17 protein-coding genes are annotated in these 20,561 nt (G+C 46.0%); 12 read left to right on the top strand and 5 right to left on the bottom strand.

The genetic code is table 11. The annotated features are described in order from the left end of the window. Positions 1 to 48 precede the first annotated feature (48 nt). Positions 49 to 507, bottom strand: coding sequence for a hypothetical protein (locus ACXAGR_RS21640; RefSeq protein ID WP_474844906.1), 459 nt, complete (start codon positions 505 to 507; stop codon positions 49 to 51). Between the two features lie 416 nt (positions 508 to 923). Between ACXAGR_RS21640 and ACXAGR_RS21645 the strand changes: the two genes are divergently transcribed. The 5 genes from ACXAGR_RS21645 to ACXAGR_RS21665 are packed head-to-tail and all read left to right on the top strand — an operon-like array spanning position 924 to position 7,203. Beyond that, positions 924 to 1,676, top strand: coding sequence for an RNA polymerase sigma factor (locus ACXAGR_RS21645; protein WP_474852444.1), 753 nt, complete (start codon positions 924 to 926; stop codon positions 1,674 to 1,676). Further along, positions 1,669 to 2,292, top strand: a complete 624-nt coding sequence (locus ACXAGR_RS21650; protein WP_474852446.1) for a hypothetical protein — start codon at positions 1,669 to 1,671, stop codon at positions 2,290 to 2,292. Before ACXAGR_RS21645 ends, ACXAGR_RS21650 begins: the two co-directional genes overlap by 8 nt. 3 nt (positions 2,293 to 2,295) lie before the next feature. Continuing rightward, on the top strand, positions 2,296 to 3,771 hold the full coding sequence (locus ACXAGR_RS21655) for a peroxidase family protein (RefSeq protein WP_474844903.1): 1,476 nt from the start codon (positions 2,296 to 2,298) through the stop codon (positions 3,769 to 3,771). A gap of 6 nt (positions 3,772 to 3,777) precedes the next feature. Further along, complete coding sequence (locus ACXAGR_RS21660; protein WP_474852448.1) at positions 3,778 to 4,245, top strand: hypothetical protein; 468 nt, start codon at positions 3,778 to 3,780, stop codon at positions 4,243 to 4,245. Between the two features lie 21 nt (positions 4,246 to 4,266). After that, positions 4,267 to 7,203 (top strand): CHAT domain-containing protein, encoded by a 2,937-nt coding sequence (locus ACXAGR_RS21665; RefSeq protein ID WP_474852450.1) that lies wholly within the window; start codon positions 4,267 to 4,269, stop codon positions 7,201 to 7,203. Here ACXAGR_RS21665 and ACXAGR_RS21670 read toward each other — a convergent pair. Both ACXAGR_RS21670 and ACXAGR_RS21675 read right to left on the bottom strand, forming a co-directional pair. Next, positions 7,200 to 8,555 (bottom strand): O-antigen ligase family protein, encoded by a 1,356-nt coding sequence (locus ACXAGR_RS21670; protein ID WP_474852452.1) that lies wholly within the window; start codon positions 8,553 to 8,555, stop codon positions 7,200 to 7,202. The two genes, ACXAGR_RS21665 and ACXAGR_RS21670, sit on opposite strands and share 4 nt — an antisense overlap. Continuing rightward, complete coding sequence (locus ACXAGR_RS21675; protein WP_474844899.1) at positions 8,552 to 9,322, bottom strand: hypothetical protein; 771 nt, start codon at positions 9,320 to 9,322, stop codon at positions 8,552 to 8,554. Before ACXAGR_RS21675 ends, ACXAGR_RS21670 begins: the two co-directional genes overlap by 4 nt. Before the next feature lie 760 nt (positions 9,323 to 10,082). Here ACXAGR_RS21675 and ACXAGR_RS21680 point away from each other — a divergent pair. Genes ACXAGR_RS21680 through ACXAGR_RS21695 form a run of 4 tightly spaced genes read left to right on the top strand, consistent with a single transcriptional unit; the run spans position 10,083 to position 13,916 of the window. Beyond that, the gene (locus ACXAGR_RS21680) at positions 10,083 to 11,480 is read left to right on the top strand and encodes an undecaprenyl-phosphate glucose phosphotransferase (protein ID WP_474852454.1); all 1,398 of its coding nucleotides are present in this window, start codon (positions 10,083 to 10,085) and stop codon (positions 11,478 to 11,480) included. A 45-nt stretch (positions 11,481 to 11,525) separates the two neighbouring features. Then, the gene (locus tag ACXAGR_RS21685) at positions 11,526 to 13,199 is read left to right on the top strand and encodes an ABC transporter ATP-binding protein (RefSeq protein ID WP_474852456.1); all 1,674 of its coding nucleotides are present in this window, start codon (positions 11,526 to 11,528) and stop codon (positions 13,197 to 13,199) included. A 1-nt stretch (position 13,200) separates the two neighbouring features. Then, a complete protein-coding gene (locus tag ACXAGR_RS21690) occupies positions 13,201 to 13,464 on the top strand; it encodes a PqqD family protein (protein ID WP_303573650.1) in 264 nt (87 codons plus the stop codon). A 2-nt stretch (positions 13,465 to 13,466) separates the two neighbouring features. Next, positions 13,467 to 13,916 (top strand): lasso peptide biosynthesis B2 protein, encoded by a 450-nt coding sequence (locus ACXAGR_RS21695; RefSeq protein ID WP_474844897.1) that lies wholly within the window; start codon positions 13,467 to 13,469, stop codon positions 13,914 to 13,916. Here ACXAGR_RS21695 and ACXAGR_RS21700 read toward each other — a convergent pair. Next, entirely contained in the window at positions 13,913 to 15,601 is a 1,689-nt protein-coding gene (locus ACXAGR_RS21700; RefSeq protein ID WP_474844896.1) for an asparagine synthase-related protein, read from the bottom strand. The two genes, ACXAGR_RS21695 and ACXAGR_RS21700, sit on opposite strands and share 4 nt — an antisense overlap. A 376-nt stretch (positions 15,602 to 15,977) precedes the next feature. On the opposite strand from ACXAGR_RS21700, the gene ACXAGR_RS21705 reads away from it, so the two are divergent. Together ACXAGR_RS21705 and ACXAGR_RS21710 are read left to right on the top strand one after the other, a co-directional pair. Further along, positions 15,978 to 16,625 (top strand): PEP-CTERM sorting domain-containing protein, encoded by a 648-nt coding sequence (locus tag ACXAGR_RS21705; RefSeq protein WP_119500219.1) that lies wholly within the window; start codon positions 15,978 to 15,980, stop codon positions 16,623 to 16,625. An 11-nt stretch (positions 16,626 to 16,636) separates the two neighbouring features. Next, entirely contained in the window at positions 16,637 to 16,792 is a 156-nt protein-coding gene (locus ACXAGR_RS21710; RefSeq protein ID WP_119500220.1) for a lasso RiPP family leader peptide-containing protein, read from the top strand. Between the two features lie 92 nt (positions 16,793 to 16,884). Here ACXAGR_RS21710 and ACXAGR_RS21715 read toward each other — a convergent pair whose 3' ends face one another. Further along, a complete protein-coding gene (locus ACXAGR_RS21715) occupies positions 16,885 to 17,850 on the bottom strand; it encodes a hypothetical protein (RefSeq protein WP_474852458.1) in 966 nt (321 codons plus the stop codon). Between the two features lie 265 nt (positions 17,851 to 18,115). Between ACXAGR_RS21715 and ACXAGR_RS21720 the strand changes: the two genes are divergently transcribed. Further along, on the top strand, positions 18,116 to 20,476 hold the full coding sequence (locus ACXAGR_RS21720; RefSeq protein WP_474852460.1) for a TonB-dependent receptor domain-containing protein: 2,361 nt from the start codon (positions 18,116 to 18,118) through the stop codon (positions 20,474 to 20,476). Positions 20,477 to 20,561 lie beyond the last annotated feature (85 nt).

The following is a 20,561-nucleotide window of genomic DNA, read 5'->3' on the forward strand; positions in this document are numbered from 1 at the left end:
GATACTCACTGAAAAACTAACAGAAATGCGCTCTTATGAGCGCATTTTTTATTGGAAGCGTTTGTGATGAATCGTGTTGTCGTTTGCGCTGTTGAGCATGAAATCAGGTACTGAACGATAGCCGGGTGAACTGTTTGCACCGTTGTTTTGTTGTGCACTGTGCCAGCTGAATTGGAATAATGTCATCTTTCCATCCTGACCGGATGCGATAATAACCGGCGTTTTCTTTGTCAGTGCGCCGCAACTTTCTGTAATTAAATCCTGAACCTTTTCCTCAATAACGGCTTGTAACGAGGTATTAAGGAAGACGGCATTACATACATTAACTTGTGCGGTTAATGAAAGTGCACTGGTGGCACTGAGAGGCATAACACGGCTGGTCAGTCGCAAAGGGTCATTGTCTTCAGTGGCTCTCAGTTCATTTATCCAGTCTATATTCACCGGGAGCCAGTGGATGTCGTGCTGAGGCGGGTTTAACTGCCGGCAGGTTTGTTTGACTGTGCTCATAAGATTGCCTGCAAACGCCCTGTGATGCTCACCGAAACCGTGAATAACAACAGCTATAACGTGGTTTGACATCTTGTCCTCTCTGACATTCTTATTTATTTAAAGTGTTTATGCAGATACCAGTGAGCCATTCAGGCGGTTTCTCCCACACTTTTTAAGAATAAATCTCATTAATTTTCAAATAATCAATGGTGATTTAAATTTGTGCTTTCTCTGCAGGTGTTGTGTTTCAATGGCTTAGCTGACACAAGATAGCCATATTGTGCTTTTTTCTTATATATAGAGTGCTGTAAATAAGCCTTTCAGAAGCGGTCGCGATCTTCGATAGGCATTGATTTAACTGGCGTTAGCCGATATGGTTGGAAGCACAAAAGCAATAAAGCACTCAAAAATTTTTACCCGGATTAGGAACACCCGTGACGCACCCCGCCGCACTTATTGAACGCATCGTTCAGGGTGATAAAAATGCAGAAAGGCAGCTCGTAGAAAATTACTATCAGGGGCTGCTTTTTATTTTATACCGACAAACCGATTCATTATCGCTGGCTGAAGATCTCACTCAGGATACATTCGTCGTTGTTCTCAGAAAATTGCGGGACGGTGATCTCCGCAATCCGGATGCGCTGTCTTCTTTTATTCGCCAGACAGGCATTAATACGCTGATAGCCTACCGGCGTTTGCAAACCCGCAGACAAACTGATGTTTCCGATCTTACCGATACGTTTGCTGCGCAAAACCCGACTTTGCTGCACCAGCTGCATGAGCGTGATGCGTCAAATCTGGTTCTCCGGGTGTTAAATCAACTGGGTACAGAAAGAGACCGGGAAATTCTCAGTCGTTTTTATCTGCATGATGAGGACAAAAGCACGATTTGCGACAGCCTGGATTTGACGCCGGCTCACTTTGACCGTGTATTATTTCGTGCAAGACAGCGTCTCAGACAACTTATTGAAGGTGATGATGAAGCGGCTTCCAATGTCAGGCAGATTATCGATGGTGTCATCGTGCTGATGCTGCTAGCGCCGGCAGGCGGGCAGAATGCTTTTTCTCCGCAATTTATATCTTTTACGGAAGAGGTGAGAGTTTCCGTCTCTCACAAGCACTTTAATGGACAGAATGGCCGGATACCACAATCAGGCCAAAAAACTGACCAGGCCTTTTATGTCTGAAAAATATAATGATGAATTCACCCGGCGTTATCTTGCTAAGCAGCTGACTCCGGATGAAGAAATTGCCTTTGAAGTTGCTATGCTCGATTCACATGAGTTGACGGAACAAGTGATACTTAGCCAGTCACTAAGTCAGGTTGTACCTGATATGGCCGTCTTACCTCAGAAAGTCAGTCAGAAAGTCAGAAAGACTGCCTCGTTGCCTGCATGGGGAGCTTTTGCTCTCGCCGCCGGAATCTCAGCCTGGATTTGGCTACCGGCAGCTCTGGTAACATCCGAACCGGAAGTTAGTCCGGCAATTGTTTATCTTGAAGATTTTCGTAGTCACGTGACTCAACCTGTGACTTTACACTTCAATGACGGTGAGCAATTTAAAGTCATTGTCAGTGATGCACCGCCAGATTTTAGCGGCTCTGTTTACGCTCTTCTTACCAGTGCAAAGGGAGAGGAAATTGAGTCGCGGCTATTGAAGCCGAATGACAATAATGAAATCACGATGGTTATCCGTGCCGGAGATATCGATAACGGAAATTATCAGCTGATTCTGTCCCGTCATGGCGGCAATAATGATAATACTGAGATCAACCGGTTCTCCCTGGAAGTAAAAAAGGACTAAAAAATGGGTGGTGAAGATAGGGATTATCTTTTCGGAAAAACACGGATGCCGCTGCCTGATAAAGAGGAAATTGCAGAGATGGTGGCTGCAATTATTCCCTGGTCCGATCCGATTTCCGAAACGCCTGAGGCTCCTTACACCTCTGCTGGCATGCAAGCGTTATTGACACCGGTCAGTGAAAACCCTGTTCACCCTCCGGAGCCGGCAGGAAGCGAAAAAGTTGTCAAAATTCCTCTGAATCCCGGCAAGTTACCGGCAGGATTTACGTATTGGGGGCAGTGGATAGCCCACGACATTATCTCACCCACCCATCCGGCACAGAATCACTATTCATCAAGGCAGGTTTCTCCGGCTTTGAATATGGACAGCCTCTACGGTGAATCAGGGGGCTTACCTCCGCACTGGCTTACCGATGAACAGGGCTTTTTCAGATTGCCTGATAATGACTGGGATTGTCTGCGTGATAATTGCAATACGCCCCTGCTGTTTGAACCCCGTAATAACGACAATGCGATAATTCTTCAATTTCACAGTCAGTGGCAGCGCATTCACAACCGTATACTGGGAAGCTTATGTCAATCGCCGGAGCAAGACTTGCCCCATCTCTGCGAGGACGTGTCATGGTTTCGTAAAGCGCAACAAATTACTGTCGCTTTGTTTCACCATCTGGTTATTCATGAATGGTTACCTGCTATTCTGGACCGGCAGGTTTATGACTATTACTTTTCTGAACAGCCGCCCGCTGTCACCATACTCGGGAGCGACGAATACATTTCAAGAGTGCCCTATGAATTCAGTCACGCAGCGTTTCGTTTTGGGCATAGTATGGTGCGCGAAACCTATAAACTTCGTGGAAATGACAGTTTCACATTGCATGCACTGCTGACTCATCAGGCTGAAAGAGGAAAGGCCATTCCGCCCATTGACTGGTCATTGTTTTTCGGCGAGTTTGCTCAGGAAGTTCAGCCTATTAACTTAATTGTAGTGTCCGGCATGGGGGGGATACCGGTTTCCCGTAATATCGCAGAGCGTAATATTGCCGCTGGCATGAAAGCAGAATTAATGACTGTTCAGGAGTGTAAACAGTATCTTGAGGGAGAATACCCTGAACTGTTTAAGGGCTGCGGATTGACTATGGACGACAGCGAGTCACTGCTGACAGAGTTGAAGATGGATCCGATGAACCAGGCATCACTGTTTTATACCCTTCACAGGGAAAACCGCCTTCCGCTTTGGCCATTTTTGCTGGCCGAATCTTCCGCTCAGGAAGATAATCCTGGCCACAGAATGGGGAAACTGGGCAGCGTAATCATCGCTGATGTATTACTGCATGCTATCAATGCCGCGAAAAAACAGTTATTCCCGCTAAAAGAAACACAACAAGAACTCGCCATTTGTCTGGATCACTTCAGCAAGCAGTGTGGCGTAGAAAACGCAGCATCTCTTACTATGTCTGCAATTTTATATAAAAAGGAGTAAACCACCGTGGAGTCTTTGAAAGACGGATACTGGCAAACCAGTAAAGCCGGCGTCAACTATGTTAATCACCGCACAATTGTCCCTTCTTTAAGTAGTTATCACCCTGAAGGGCTGGGACAAAACTATTCGGTAAAGTTCATCTTTGATGAGAAAAAAGGCACTTACCAGGTGGTTCTTGGCGGGTTATGGAATGGTACCGCGCAAGCTATTATGAAACTCAGCGAATTTAAGGTTATTGATAAATCGGGTATTTTTATTTCTAACACTATTCCTTTAGATACAGCGCAAGGCACTGATGTGGCAGGTTTTAAATCGGTACGGGTATCTATTGTTGCCTATGAATATGAGCATGAAGAAAAAACGGTACGGGAGTACACGTCAACACTCGCCTGGTTGAGAGATGGCCCGGCGGTCAATGACGGTGATCCGTCAGAGCTCATTCTGACAAGCTATCGCTGGAAACACGACGACTAAAAAAACGGCAGGAACTGACGAATGCGTTTTTCTACAAGGAATTCATTTATTGCAGGTATGCTCCGCAGAGCAGGCTTTGCAGCGCCGGTCTTCTTTGTATTTGCGACGTCAGTTTTTGCTTCCTCTTCAGCTCCGCACACGTTGTGTGGGGAACCTGCCGGATGGGCTGCGCTTAATCAGGTTTATGAGCAGGATGGTGTTTTCTTTCAATGTACCGGCCCTTCCGCGTCAGCGTTAAACGTCAATGACGTTCAGCAGGCCTCTTTATTAGCTTTAGTGGCAAAGTTTGATACCGTGTATGTTCAGCACGGCTTGTCACTGCCTGATGATTTTGCGGATCAGATTGGAGCGCTGTCTGTCAGTAGCAAAGACCCTTACTATCATGAGTGGTTGATAAGAAATCTGCTGATAAAACTGGAAAATATGGCCTACAGGGAAGCCGCTTCGCTTGCGGCGGAAGCTATTTCAAGGGATGTTTTCGCCGGGTCTGCTTATGAAAACACAATCAGGCTGATATACCTTCAAAGCACCTTTTCTATAGACCAGTACGATAAAGTTGCACAGGTTTGTACTTCCCCGGAGCTGCTGGGCAGCGCAAAAAACAATCAGCAGGAAGCCGCATTCTACGGTTTTTGTGGTTTTCATGATGTACTTTCTGAGGACTCGTCAGTCAGAGAGTCCGGATACGCACAGTTGCAACTTGGTAGCGCGAGGATAATGGCCGGTACCGATCCCCATCTTTGTGCACAAATAAATAATGGTCTGGCGAGTTATTTTCAGTCGGTAGCAGATTTACCCCGCACTGAACAGTTTCTGGAAGAGGGTATTGCCTGTTTACCTGCTCCGGGAAATTTACAACAGCAGGAGATGCTGGACGATCTCACCAACAATCTGGCCTGGGTATACCGGCATCAGGGGAAGCTGCCTGAGTACCTTGCCACACTCAGAGAGTCGGTTTACCGCCATACTTATAATCTGGCACCGGAAAAGCTTATCGTCAGCTATGCTAATCTGGGGCGGGCTTATATGCTGGTGGGAGATATTGAAAAATCTGAACGATATTATCAGCAGGTATTGCAGGTAAGTAATGCAGAAAATTTCACGACCGATTTCGTAGATACACTAATCTCTCTTGCCGGCATCGCGATTTCGAAAAATGATCTTGCATCCGCTCAAAGCTGGCTGGACGAACTGGCTCCTCTGCAGCGCACCAGACTTCAGGAATCACGATACGAGGTTTTATTTGCAAGAATAAGAGCAAGACTGTCGCCAGCAGAGTTTGACGAAGATGCCTGTGTAAGAGCATTAGGACATCTCACCGGCCAGTATTCTGTGACTCAACGTTCACAGCTGATGAGTGACTGGCTGGAGGTGCTGTTACTGGTTAAGCGTTACGGGATGGCTAAAACACTGATAGAAGACATCAGTCAGCACCGCCGGATGACACTATCAGTGAGCCTGGCGCTTGCGAATGCCAGAATGACTCTGTTAAAGGCCGGTGGTGGCGAACATCTTCCTGAAATCGCCGGCATTTTTTACGATGCATTCGCCAGTATTACGGATGCTTCAACAAAATTCAGCAGTAATGAAACCGGGATGAGCTGGTTAAGTCAGTCCCGCAGACTGATCAACAATTACCTATCGGCCATTCTGCCTTCAGACGATGAGCGCATTATAGAGGAAGCTTTGTTTATCTCTGAAAGGTTCTCCGCGATCGTTTTCAACCGCCACAGAATGGCGCTGGCCAGCCAGAGTTATGAAAAAGTGGATGAGACATTGCAAAGCGAGTGGATGTTGGCAAACGCCGCTATGCCTGACCCTCAATCTTCAGCAGAGAATGATGATAAGCAATTTCTCAAAGATAAACTCTGGGAGCGTGTTCAACTGGCCGGCCAGCAACGGGAGCTTAGTGATAGTGAGCCTGTGCAGACATTCTCGTTAGATAAAATCCGTCAGAGCCTCGGAAATAAGCGGGCTATCCTGAAAATTTTTGCACTGGAGAATAAGAGTTGCGCCTATCTTATTTCAGGCCCTTACATAGAACAACAATGCGCATTCAGCCCGGATGCGCTGACTACGTGGATAAGCGGCAGGCTGACGGAGTATCATGGCTTTAAAACCCTGTATTTACTGCCTGAAGGGCCGTGGAGAAATAGTTCTTTTGCCGCTTTGAATGATAAAACCGGAACCCGCTATCTGGGGTTTGAAATGGGGATCGTCAGGATCCTGTCTCTGATGGACTATCAGAGCGCCGGAGATGTAAACAGCGCCGCCGGTAATATTGTTGCTTTTACCAATCCCTCTAATCCGTCACCTGAATATATGTCTGACAGTGAGGCAATGCAGTGGCGCGCAGGGTTTCCTCCGTTACCATGGACAGCGAGAGCTGCGGATGTACTGGCAACTTCCTTTCCTTCAGCCCCCTTACAAGTGTTTACCGGTGATGATGCAACAAACGAAAGCATCACTTCTGCGGCTGCAAGAGATGCTTCCTTATTGCATGTAGGCAGTCATGCCTGGTATTCGCCGGAGTCGCCGGAAACCGTGGGGCTGGTTACTGCAACAGGCGATGAAAATGAACATCAGGGCTATATCTCCTATGAAAATCTGTTCTCTCATGTTTTTCACAACCGTTTAGTCGTTATCAGCGCCTGTGAAACGGAAATGGGCAAATCCTATCAGGGGATCGGGATGAGAAGTTTAAGCCACGGATTTCTCTATCAGGGGGCCGGAGCAACCATTTCAACGCTCTGGAAAGTGCCGGACCGGGCAACAGCTGAATTTATGCAACATTTCTATGTTTCTTTGGCCGGTAACGGAGGCGACATCGCAGATGCCATGCGAAATGCCAGGGTGCTGCTGGCGTCAAAGCGTCGATTCCGCGATCCGAGATATTGGGGGGCCTTCGTGTTTACTGTCACCGGTCCTGACTACGAATTCCTGTCATTAGAGCATTAATCTGCTTTTATTCCGGAGCCCGGTACGGCAAACTTTTCGCACAATACGAATGCTGCTGTCAGTACCGTTATAAACAGCAAAGGCAGGAAGTATATTCCTGCATTAGTATCATAAGCGGCCTGAATTAAATAAGTCGCTATCGCTGCCCTGCAACCTGTCAGCAGGCCATTGAAAGCACAATCTACAGGCCTGAAAATCCGCCAGAGCATATACCCCAAAGGTAATGCCAGTATCAGGAAACCCACAATACCTGTTGTCGCCATGGTTTCGAGGTAGTCATTGTGAGCCCGCTTAGACATTTTAGAAATGCCCAGTGCCATCGGTTTGTAGACATGCTGAATATAAGGGTAAGTACCGGGACCTGTGCCTGTCACCGGATGATCACTGATAACACTGATAGCAGTATTTCTGAGGTGCATTCTGCCATTGTCGGCCATTTTCTGGTGAGCAAAACGGTCATACACAGATGACTGCATAAAAAGAACGGCAGCTGCCAGTAACATTACCACACCGGCGGCAATGCGCTTTACAGACAACCATTGTTTGACGAGTGATTTATGACGCAGCAGGAACAATGCGCCGGCGAGTCCTGACCCGCCGGCTAAGGCGACAATAACGCCACGACTGCTGGTATTGATAAGGGTAAGAGTAAGCACTATCAGAGTCAGAATCAGCGTTACAGTAACCATTCGATTGCGGCGGTCCCTGATATTGTCGGCCAACATACCTGCAGAAAGTGCAATACCCAAAGCAATGTAAAGTGCATATTGGTTTTTATAGCTGAAGGTCCCTCTTATGCCGTCTTGCCACTTCAAATCCCATGGCGGAATGTTACCCACGAGTTCAAATTGACCTCCACTGAAGAAATTGAGCAAAGAATACAGTGCTGTGATGGTGCATCCGGTCACCAGAATAATAATTAGTTTGTGCAATCTCTCTTCAGAATGGCAAAGAAGCCATACCGAAAGCAAAAGTAGTGCTATTCCGAGAAATTTTATCCATTCAATCAGACTGGCCTGATAGTAAACCGTCATCCGTACTTCACTTTCCGGGCCATTTAACATGTACCAATGGCTCATGTGCGGGGACAAAAAGTCAGTGACGGTAGCGGGAAGCGGGATCAGATACAAGGCTGCGTATAACAGCCATGCTGCGAACATTATTAAAACGTAGCGGATGCTGCCTCTGAAATGGAAAGAGGATGAGAGAACGGAAAGTGCAAAAAAAACACTGATACAAGCCGCAGCAAGGATCTGTTCCCATTTTAAATCAAGCCCGTGAAACCAGGGGAAAACTACAAACAGACTACCCAGCATTACAAAAGCAGCGCGATTTACAAACCTGTTTATCATTGATTTGCATCCGGATTGCCGGTAATCGCTTTCAATTTCGCCGTTGTTGCTCTGTCAGGTGAAATTTTTAAAAAAGGGCGTATCAAATTATGGGTTTTCATGGCCTGAACCAGAATACGTTTCACCGGCTGTTGTCTCAATCCGCTTTGGATAACAGGAAGGGCGAGCTCCTTAATATCTGCAGGTAATTCCTCCCAGTGCGCAATCAGATAGCGACCCGCATTGATTTGCACTTCTTCTTCATTTGGCGCCAGCGGTAGCCATGTTCTGAGTAAATTATGGTATGCGGTGACAGGTTGATCGTTTAAAGATGCATTCGCCATGGTAAGGGCAAATGCCTGATAATGTGCCGGCTGTAGTGCGTGAATTCTGGTGATAAACGCATTAAAAAACTCCGGCACGTTGTTTTCACCGCCAACCCGTGCAATCTGCAATTTGTGCAGGGCAAGTGAAGCCTGCAGATACGGGATCTCTGCTTCTCCCGGTTGCCGCATTGATAACCCGGTTAATGCTTCGCTGTAATTTTCAAACGGAATGAGTGAATCTCCGGGACCCGGGAGCGCTGACCGGGACAACGCTTTTTCACCGGAAATCGTTTCAGTCAGCCGGTGCAGTTCAACGTAATCTGACGCTAAAAACAAACACCAGCCGGCAAAAAGTAATGAGCCCGATGCCACAACTAGCCTTGTAAGCGATAGGGTAAGCGGCTCGAGTCCTTGATTTTCTTTGTTATCCAGAGTGACCTGATTCAAAATAGGGTACGCCATAAAGTAAGACTGGTGTGGCATCCGGCGGGACAGCGACCGGTTTACCTCGTATATCTACATTCTCGCAACTCGTATTCCGTTGCAACGAGTATTCCAGCTTTAGTAGTTCGGGAAAAGATTTAAAAAGTTGCGCTTTAGATGAAAGGTATAGGTAAAAAGCAAATGTAATTAAATTACACACTTTAAGTCTTTACGTAGGATCTGTATCCTCAAAGTGTCGTAAAAATTTACACTGAAAACATTAAAGCCCCTAGGAAAATTGTTTTTAGAAAAATTGAATATTCGCATTAATAGCCTTTAAACACCCAACATTTGTTTTGTGCCAGCTACTTAACTGCAAGTATTTAATTTGAGACTATCTGTTTTATGTTTATAAATGTTTCACAAGACAACATGAAATGTTCTTATTTTGTTAATTTTTGGTGCGTCTTTCACCTTGTTGTCAGCATTCTTTACAAAGCGAATTAAAGATACAAAATTTGGGCAGTAAAACACGCCGAAAATGGTCAGTTTCTGATGCTTACATCAATATGTAACAATATGCTGTCAGGTTCACTTTATTATAAATAAAATAATTCACGTAGTTACTTCATGGGTTTTTCATGGAAGAGAGAAATAGCCTTTAATTGAAAAAGTTGGTATTTGTTTTGCTTTGCTTAGACTAATGGAGCAGGCGCATTCACGAGACTTCACACAAATACCGTGAGTAACCGATTTATAGTTACCCAAAAATTAACGTTACACGCAAGGATGGTTCATCATGGGAAACGGCTTCGTTAGAAACAATATTAATCAATTTGCCGTAGTATACCGCTTTGTTGATTTTCTGATCATTCAGCTCACTTTACTGGCTGCATGTAATCTGTATGGTGTGCCCATTGACGTGCACTATCATTTGCTTGGCCTGATCGGAAGTACTACCTACCTGCTGTCTGCAGAACTGTTCTGGCTGTATCGTTCCTGGCGCTCAGGTACCTCTAAAGAACTGATTTTTTACACCGTTGTAAGCTGGTTTGTCAGTACTGTCGTGGTGCTTTCCTATCTCTTCCTTTCTAAAACGTCTGACGACTATTCCCGCGTTGCGTTGTCATCATGGGTTATCGTTGCCCCTGTTTTCCTGTGCTCCTGGCGTATGTTTATGCGGGCATTTTTGTATCATGTGCGCAAGAAGGGCTTTAACAGCCGCTCTGTTGGCATTATTGGTATGAATGAGAATGCTGTTGCGCTGGCCAATGAGCTGAAACGTAACCCTCATACAGGTTTCAGAATCGACGGTATCTTCGATGATCGTGATACAGACCGTCTGGCGATTCCCGATGGTATGAAAGTCGAGGGCTCAATTAACGACGCCATTGCAGCAGTCAGAAATGGTGAGTTTGATCAAATATTCATAACATTGCCGATGACAGCCAACAAACGCATTGAACAAATTCTGCATCAGTTGGGTGATACAAACGCTGAAGTTCACTTCGTTCCGAATTTCTTCATGTACAACATGGTTCATTCCCGTCTTTGTAATATTGGTAATTTTCAAACAATCAGTGTGTTCGATACGCCCATGCGCGGAGCGACAACTGCGATTAAACGTGCTGAAGATATTTTCCTCGCAACGTGCATTCTGGCTGTTATTGCCGTCCCTATGTTATTTATCGCAGCGGCTGTGAAGCTGACATCTAAAGGTCCGGTCATTTTCAAACAGAACCGGTACGGGGTAGACGGGAAGAAAATTAAAGTATGGAAATTCCGCTCTATGACCGTTACTGAAGATGGTGATAAGGTCACTCAGGCAACCAAAGGCGATGCCCGGATTACTAAAGTCGGTGCATTTTTACGCCGCACATCGTTGGATGAATTACCCCAGTTCATTAACGTTTTGCAGGGCTCAATGTCTGTTGTCGGTCCCCGTCCTCATGCTGTCGCGCACAATGAGATGTATCGTAAAACCGTTAAATATTACATGCTGCGTCACAGAATCAAGCCAGGTATCACGGGTTGGGCGCAGGTAAATGGCTGGCGTGGTGAAACAGACACCGTTGAAAAAATGCAAATGCGTGTGCAGTACGACCTGGAATATATTCGAAACTGGTCTTTGTGGCTCGACTTTAAAATTGTTATCTTTACTTTCTTTAAAGGCTTCGTGGGCAAAAACGTTTATTAACGGGTCTTCTCCCGAAGTCAGTTGCAGTAACAGTATCGGATAAACATGTGGACTAAAAGCCTGTACTTTGGCAGGAACATATTTCGGCACTACAGGCTTAGTTTTCTGTTTATCTTCGCCATCCTGATGGCAGAAACTGCTCTTAATCTTGCTATTCCTTATGTTGTTGGTAAGCAATCAGCCGCCGCAGTAAACAGCAATTTCACTTCTTTAAACGAACTCACACTTTACCTTGCAGCATGGTGTGTGCTTTTCGCTGTTCAGTCACTCCTGAAATTCTTTTCTACTTACCAGTTGAATGTATTGGGGGCCAGGTTAATGGCCAACCTTAGCTGCAGGTTATATGACCACGTGCAAATCATGCCGATGAAGTATTTTCAGAATACGAATAAGGGCGATGTGTTATCGCTGCTTACCTACGATTTAGGAACAGTGAGTTATTTCGTTACCAGTGTTCTGACAACCTTACTTCCCAATGTACTGGTGCTGGTGGGGAGTGTGGTCATGATGTATCTGATTGAACCACTGGTCGCCGTGCTTATCATCACCCTTGTGCCTCTGGTTTATGTCGTGACCAAACTGGTTGGCAGGCAGATTCATCCTCTGTCTAAACAAATCGTCCAGAAGCAGGCCGATACTCTGGCGATTGCCAGTGAGAATATCAGCACAATTTCCCTGATAAAGTCGTTTAACCGCGAAGAAGCAGAGTCCAGCCGGTATAAATCTCATACAGGTGAAGTACTGTCGTTAAGAACCAGACAATTTCGTTATCAGGCTATGCTGCCGCCGCTGATTCAGTTTCTCGCCTCAGTGTGTATTATCACAATTATCGGGGTATGTTTGTTGCAGTTTAAAGCGGGCAAGATTGATGTATCAGACATTGTCAGTTTGCTTCTTTACGGCATGATTTTTACACGGCCCGTAAGTGCGCTCGCCGGGTTATACGGACAGACGATGCAGATGAGTGGTGCTTTATCACGTTTACTCGCAATGCACGCTCAGGAAAGAGAGCCTACAGAAACAGGGCTTGCTGAACTGGCTGCAGAAAGAGGCGAGGTGCGTTTCGACAATGTCTGTTTTTCCTATCAGGACAATGCAGCTATATTGTCAGATATTTCTTTTACATTAAAAGCCGGTGAAACGGCGTTGATAACGGGTGAGAACGGGGCAGGTAAATCTACCTTGTTGCACTTACTCATGCGCTTCTTTGAGCCGTCCAGGGGACATATCAGCATTGACGGTCAGGATATTTTTAAAGTCACCACCACGTCAGTGCGGGCTTGTATAGGCCATGTTTCTCAGGATGTCGTATTATGCAATGGCAGTATTCTTGATAACATTACTTACGGTGTTGAGAAACCAGAACCGGATGATATCGATAAAGTATGCAAATTGTCCGGACTTACTCATATTGTGGCGAAGATGCCGGCAGGAATGAGCACTTTAGTCGGCGAAGGCGGTATCAGGCTATCTGGCGGGCAAAGGCAACGTATCGCTCTGGCCAGAGCATTACTGAAACGGCCAAAAATCTTATTGTTCGACGAACCTACATCGATGCTGGATGAGGGAGGAAGACACCGTTTTAAAGACGAATTTGAACATCTCTTTAAGCACTATACGGTATTGATGATTTCCCATGACCCTACAATTGCCGATGTGGCAGACCGGTTGTTTGAATTGCAAAACCGGACATTAACTGAATTGGTAGTAAAGGAATAACATGACAGCTTATAAATTGAAAGAAGACGTCCTCGCTCAAAAAGTCGTCGATGAAATGGTGATCCTTGAGCCGGAGAACGGTGAGTATTTTACAGTTAACGGTGTCGGCACCGAGATGATTTCATTACTTGAAGAGGGCAAAGATGAGGATGATGTGGTATCAGCAATGGTATCCCGTTTTGATGTATCTGAAGATGAAGTCAGGAAGGACTACGCTGAGCTTGTGACTTCGCTCCTTGAACAGGGTCTCATTGAGAAAGTGTAAGCATGATGGCAGGTGCTTTCTTTCGATTACCGTTGAGCCATAAAAAGCTTTTCATTAAGGCATGGCTGATGTTTCTGATATGGGACTGGCGTATTTCAAAACAGCCGTATCAAAAATGGAAAGGACATATTTTTACCCCGGATCAATTTCAAAGTACGAAAACGCCGCTTCCTGAATCGTTTATCTCTGTCATTGAGAAGGCGGGCAGGCATCATATCCGGAAAATGAATTGCCTGAGAAGGTGTCTGGTGACCATGTCATTACTCAATGACCTTCAAATTTATCCCGGGTTACATTTCGGGGTGCGGGTAACGGCGGGGAAAACGGAGGCCCACTGCTGGCTGACACATGACGGCATAATCATTAATGATAGTCATGATGTTGTCAGCACTTATACAGAATTGAGAACGAAAAAAGGAAGTGAGCAGGCTTTTCTCAGCGCTTTGACTTAAACATGAAATGCCTGAATCCAGCGCTGGGTCAGGATGACAAACAACAGGTCCACATGTACACCGCCATGCCGGTTATATACCGCATCATCAAAAGCTTTAAGCACTTTCTTATTATCAATCAGTCCACGATCGCTCAGATACGGGTGTGACAAACATGCCCGGAGCTCACCAGCATTTTCTCTGACAAGATTGCCGAAATGATGATCAAAGGTGGTTTTCGTTTGACGCCAACATACTGAATCCGGCAAATGGCGGCTCATCGCATTACGTAAGACGAATTTTGGATAAGGCCCGCGTATCAGTTGTGAGGGTGGCACTGCGAAAGAAAACTCAGCAAGCCGGTAATCGAAGAAAGGATGCTTCACCTCTATATCAAATTCGGCAGCAATGGCATCGTAAGATCTGACAGAATTGAACGTGGTAGTCGTTTTGAGCGCAAAGTATCTGGCATGGCTGGCTGGTTCTTTGACAGGATCAAAAGGATTATGGAACCCGAAAGCTTCGTTGGCCAGCAGGCGAGATTTATCTGTTAACCAGGCTGGTAGTGGCAGCACTCCGGGTGTTTTTCCTTTCAGACGTTTGGCCATATTCAACAAGGCAGTGGGTACGAAAGGTTTAATGAAGAGTTCACGGGCAACAGATTTAAAAGACATGCCAGTTTCTACGCAGGCTTTGTACACTTCAGTTAGAACACCCCATTCCCCTTCACGCAAACGCTGGGTGTATGCACTGGCATGCCCCCAGCAAATTTCGTCGCCCCCGTTTCCGGTAAACAGTTTACTGATACCCATTTGCTTTAAATCTGAGAGTTCATCCCGGTAACGGGGAGACAGAACAATACCCGGATGATCAAAATGTGGCGGGTAAAGACTCAGAAAATTACGATATCGTGATTTGTCCACATCCTGAAAATGAAACTCTTCTAACTGAAGATATTCGCGCATGTCACGGATTAATTCTGTCTCATCTGATTTAGGATCGTGCTTATAGTAATGCGAAACCGCAATACAGCGGCGTTTATGCTGCTTCTGATACTGGTGTACAAGAGAGGTAACCGAGGTAGAGTCCATCCCGCCGCTCATCTGGCAACCCGCTACTTCTGTTGTTCCAGTGTATTCTTCCACCACAGAAATAAAGAGCTCGCGAAATGCAGTCGCATACTCATCATCACTGGTGAGTCTGATCCGGTTTTCCGGTTCAATATCCCAATATTGATGACTTGTTACCTTATCCTTACTGCATCGCAGGTAGTGGCCTGCCGGCAATATCTGCAGCCCTGAATAAATACTTAGCTGAGGGACTGGCTGACCGGCAAGCCATCCGGCTATCGCAGTGTCTGAAAGTACCGGCTTTAGTCCGGATACATTCAGCGCATGAGCAGCACTGTTACTGATGACGGTGAAATCAGGTGTAGACACGAAGTACAGAGTAGTCAGAGAAAGCGCGTCCGTACCGATGATAACAGCATCATTTTCGAGTTGTATAAAAAATGGACAGTTTATAGATGCTAACTTTTCTGCAGTCCGCTCGTCTGCCTGAACGGGTAATTTAGTGTCACCACTGTTTGAAAAACCACTAAGTCTGCCGTTGCGAACAAAGCAATGGGTAAAAAGCTGGCTTTCAAGCCCGCCGGACTGAAGCGGACCCGGGGACTTATGGCTGTATATGAAGAGAAATGGTTTCACAAAGTTCCGTCTTGTTGCGTAAATGCACCATTACTGAGCGATCAGACAAAGTAACAGGTTCTGCTGAGTATGCCTGAATGCTAACATTAATAAAATCTGGAGAAAAATTAACATTGCCAATTTAACTTCATAATTTATAATCTGTTTTCTGCGTCAGTTCGGGAGAAAAATCGGTGCAGCAGATATGATCTGAAAGGATCTGTCTGAATTTTTTACAGATCTGTTTGTAAATATCATCCATTAACATCAAATTCACATTACTATTTTTTAAATAATTGAAAATATTAATATTTTTAAATGTGGCGTGATGCTTGCTTTTCTATTGTGTACAACAATAATTTATACCACGTAGTTTTATACTTACAAGGAATATGGAATGAAAAAGTCGGCTTTACTTGGGGCAGCAGCAGCCCTGCTTTTAAGCGGTCAAGCTTCAGCTAGCTACATCAGCACTGTCACCGGCGCTGACATGGCAGGCATGGAAGTGACTGTTACTTACTCTGACCTGAGCACTGAGACGTTAACTTGGGGTGTAACCTCAAGCGACGCGACTGTACCTTATATGGAAGGTTACAGCGGCGGCGTTACCGGTACTTCGTGGTCTTTAACACAAACTGGCGATACTATCGCTGATCAGCCTCCTGGTGCCGCATATGTTTACGGTGCATGGACTTTCACCTATGACGGTACTGGCCTGAGCATTGCATCTGTTTATGTTGATGCATATGCTGCTGATGTTGTTTTTGATACTGTTTCAGGCGATGCGAGTGCTAATGGATCTCTTGCTGGTCGTGAACTGGTTACAGACGGTTATGTGTTAGATGCTTCATATTCAATGAATATTGAAGACGAGCTTTTTGGTGGTTTAACACTGAGTGGCGTTAGCGGTAACCTGATGGACGCTGCAGGCAGCTTCCAGTTTGTTGTTGATACAGACAAAGTAGCTGTACCAGCACCTGCAACTCTGGGTATCTTTGCCGCTGCTCTAGGATTTATGGGCTTCAACCGCCGTAAAAAGGCATAAGGATAGAAAACATGAAAACTTTTGAAAATGCTTCCGAAAGCAAACAAGAGTATGTAAAGCCGGAACTGCAAAAAGTAGGTACCCTGGCTGAACTGACTGAAGGTTTCGCAGGTAGCATTCCTGACGAACAAGGCGGTCAGACTAAGCGTAACCCATTCCAGGGTTAAGTTGATCGAATAAAAAAAGGCCAGTCATACGACTGGCCTTTTTGTTTTGCTCTGCAGCATGTATCCGTACCCATCATTCAAGCGCTGCGTCTCTACCCGTTCTTCGCTGAAATCCATTCATTAATTTGCCTGCAAACTTCAGTCAGTCGTTCAAGTCCATCAGGATATTTTATTTCATAAACCGGAAGCGTATTTATCAACGTAGCAAGTGAGCCAACCCGTTGTTTGTCGATTCCCAGCGCTTTATAAGCGTCACCCAGCATGCTGTTTTGCATGAGTAATATGAGCGCTTTACTATTGGCTATGCGTGTTATTTCAACAGGTCCGGTATAATTCTCAGCTCTGTTTAGAAAATACAATGCACTTATTTGAGCGGGTTTATCTTCTGACATCTGCCCGGCGAAAGTGATTTCATTTTTTGCGAAGCGATCGTGTACTTTCTTAACCGTTGTTTTATCTAATGAGGCACTGTCTGCAAAATACTCTGTGCTATCTGGCCACAGACGAACTTTAGGCCAGCTGGGATATACTGAAAAAGCATTGCCGTCAGAAAACAGGGCTGCCATGTCATCAGTCGTGAGAGTAAATCCTTCGTGAGTTAATGCTGTGGTTAATGTCGACTTCCCGGTCCTGCTGGGAGCAAGAAACAGATGCGCCCGTCCTTCTTTTACCAGCGTATTAGCATGCAGGCAAAGGTGACCTTTTTGTTCAAGAAAAACAGATAAACCGATAGTTTGCAGGTAGTGAGCAGGTCCTGTGCCATTGGCATGCCAGTCCACTTTTATGCCTTCTTCAGTGAATTCGAATGCACCTTTGCCTTCGCAATCAATCATCAGCACCTGCCGGTCATTTTCCCGGTGGAGCTTGATTGTTGATGTATACCTTTCACCTTTGTCGGTCAGTTTCCATACCGCACTTTCTTGTGATGGTGATTCGACTTTGCCACTACTGAGCCGCAGTGCGTATTTGTTCTTTATTGCCGGCATTGAATCCGTAAATAAACTCACCCCGTGCAAGGGCACACTGCAAAGTGAATAAAGCGCCGTATTGTTATCCATTCCATTTCTACTTCAGATATTGAATTGCCGCAACACACTTAGCAGTGCTACTCCGTAAAGCGCGCATCAATGTGCTTTTGATTGATTGTACAGTAATTAAATCAGGAATGATCCGCTGAAGCCACAGGAAGGAAGCTTTCTTGCAGATCCGGAGGTCAAGTTTTCGTAATCAAACAGTCAACGAATCAAAACAACCTTGTCATATTCCCTGCGTACGCTCTTCGCGATTCACTTTTAATCAGAAGAATAAGCGCAAGGAAAACACATGAAACACACTCTCACTTGTAAGAAGCATATACTGGCGATGTCTGTACTGTCAGCAATCGCAGCAAGCACCTCAAATGCGTTTGCCGAAGAGATGGCTGCAGAGTCACGTGATGGCGAAGTTATTGAAGAAATTCAGGTTATCGGCCGCAGCGTGTCTTATGCCAACAACGCCACCGACGAAAACATGAAACAGCAGCAAACGGCGATGACCAGCGTGCTGGCGACAATTGATAACCTGCCGGGTGTCCTGATTAACGAAGGCGATACATTCGGTGCCGATGACTGGTCTACCAGTATTTCCATTCGTGGTTTTCAGGTGGATCTGGATCAGCAACAAATCGGTATGACGGTAGACGGTATCGCTAACGGTAATTCAAACTACGGTGGCGGCTCGAAGGCCAACCGTTATATGGATACAGAAAACCTGCGGGCGGTAGAGGTGTCTCAGGGAACGGCTGATATCGCTTCCCGTTCGAACGAAGCACTGGGTGGTACGCTTAACTTCACAACCATTAACCCCGGTACAGAAGAAGGTCTTATCCTGAGTGGTACGCTGGCTGAATATGAAGGTCAGAAAATCTATGCCCGTTATGAAACCGGAGAGCTGGTAAAAGACACCTACGCATGGGTGAGTGTATCGTCACAGGACAGTTCAGACTGGATGGATCAGGCGGCCGAAAATACCCGTGACCACTTTGCTGCCAAAGTTATCAGCTATGTGAGTGGTATCGATTTTACCGGCTATGTCTCTTACGACGATACTCACGAAGACAACTATCAGCGCATTTATGGCAACGAACAATTTGCCCAGAACCCGGAATGGGACCAGCTTACCAGTGACTGGTCGGGTGTGCCTTATCAGGATCAGGCATATCGCCGCGGATGGTCAACATTGCGTGAGAACTTTTTCACCTATCTGAAAGCTGATATGTCGGTAGGCGCAGTGGATTTCAGTGCCAACGTTTATTACCACAATCAGGAAGGGCGGGGCGACTGGTTGCCTCCTTACGTGGTTGATGTAACTGACGACGGGCTGAATCAGCCTAATTCTGAACTGGTTTCGGGTAACACGGTATACGGCGGTTCTCAGTTAGGTCAGCTTTTCTATGTGTCTCCTGAAGGCGCGGCGTTATCGCCTGCAACAGGCTGTGTCAGCTCGCTTAAATTCCCTTACGGCGGCAGTTCTGCCGAATACGATCCTGCCTGTTACGACAGCAGCGCAGTGCCAGTGGGCTCTTATCGTCATACGCATTACAAAAAGGAACGCACCGGCTTCAACGCTGACATGATCTGGAATACACAGATTGGCGATATGGACAACGTGTTACGTGCAGGCTTGTGGTATGAAGATTACAACCGCGAAGAATCACGTGACTGGCACAAGATCATCGATTCGAAAACCAGTTTCTATTATGACCACATTCCTTACTGGGTGCAGTACAGCCGTGAATTCCCGGTTGAAACCATCATGTATTACCTTGAAGACGAGCTGGACCTGGGCGTGGCAAAAGTACGCCTTGGTGCTAAGCAATTCAATGTAGACGTAAAGAAAAACGATTTGTTTGATGCCAATAACAACCTGGCTGTATCGTCTGATTCTGATGTGCTGTTCTCTGCCGGTTTTGTTGCCCCTCTGGCTGACAACCTGGAATTCTTCGGTGGCTTCGCGCAAAACTACGCAGCAATCAAAGATGCAGTGCTTGAGCGTGATGACGCTGACTTGTCAGTGATTGAGCCTGAAACTGCAGACAATATAGACCTGGGTGTGCGCTACTCAACCCCGGGCCTTAACGCCAGCCTGACGTACTACACAATCAAATTTGATAACCGCATTCGTTTTGTCAGTGCCGAGCAGTCTGAAGGGATCGATTTCCTTGAAGAAGGTGCCGGTGGTTATGTTAATGACGGTGGTGTTGAGTCAGACGGTATTGAAGCATCCGTACAATGGCAGGCGACGGAATACCTGAGCGTGTACGCATCGTATACCTACAACAATTCTGAATATGCAGAATCCCGTTACGAAGATATTGAAGGCAATACTGTTCTTGGCACCGCAAAAGACATGGCTGTTCTTAGCCTGGACTATGCGAAAAGCAATTACATTGCCGGTCTGAGCACAAAGTATGTGGGCCCCCGGTTTATGGACCAGGCGAATCTGACAGAAGTTGAGGAGTATGTGGTCAGCGACTTCTACGCAGGTGTCGTGCTGGACAATGTGGCAAGTGGCATTAAATCACTGGATGTACGCTTAACGGTTAATAACCTGTTTGACGAGAGCTATCTGGGCACAGTAGTCGCCGGTGCAGGCTGGATTGGTGCACCGAGAACAGCCGCGATAAACGTGAAAGCGGCATTTTAAAACGCTTTGAAAGTGTAGCAAAGGCCGGAAATTCCGGCCTTGTTTGTCTCTGAGAAAGTGTTCAGCAGTTTTCATGACCTGAACG

Source organism: Alteromonas sp. ABH4_457, from assembly GCF_056160625.1.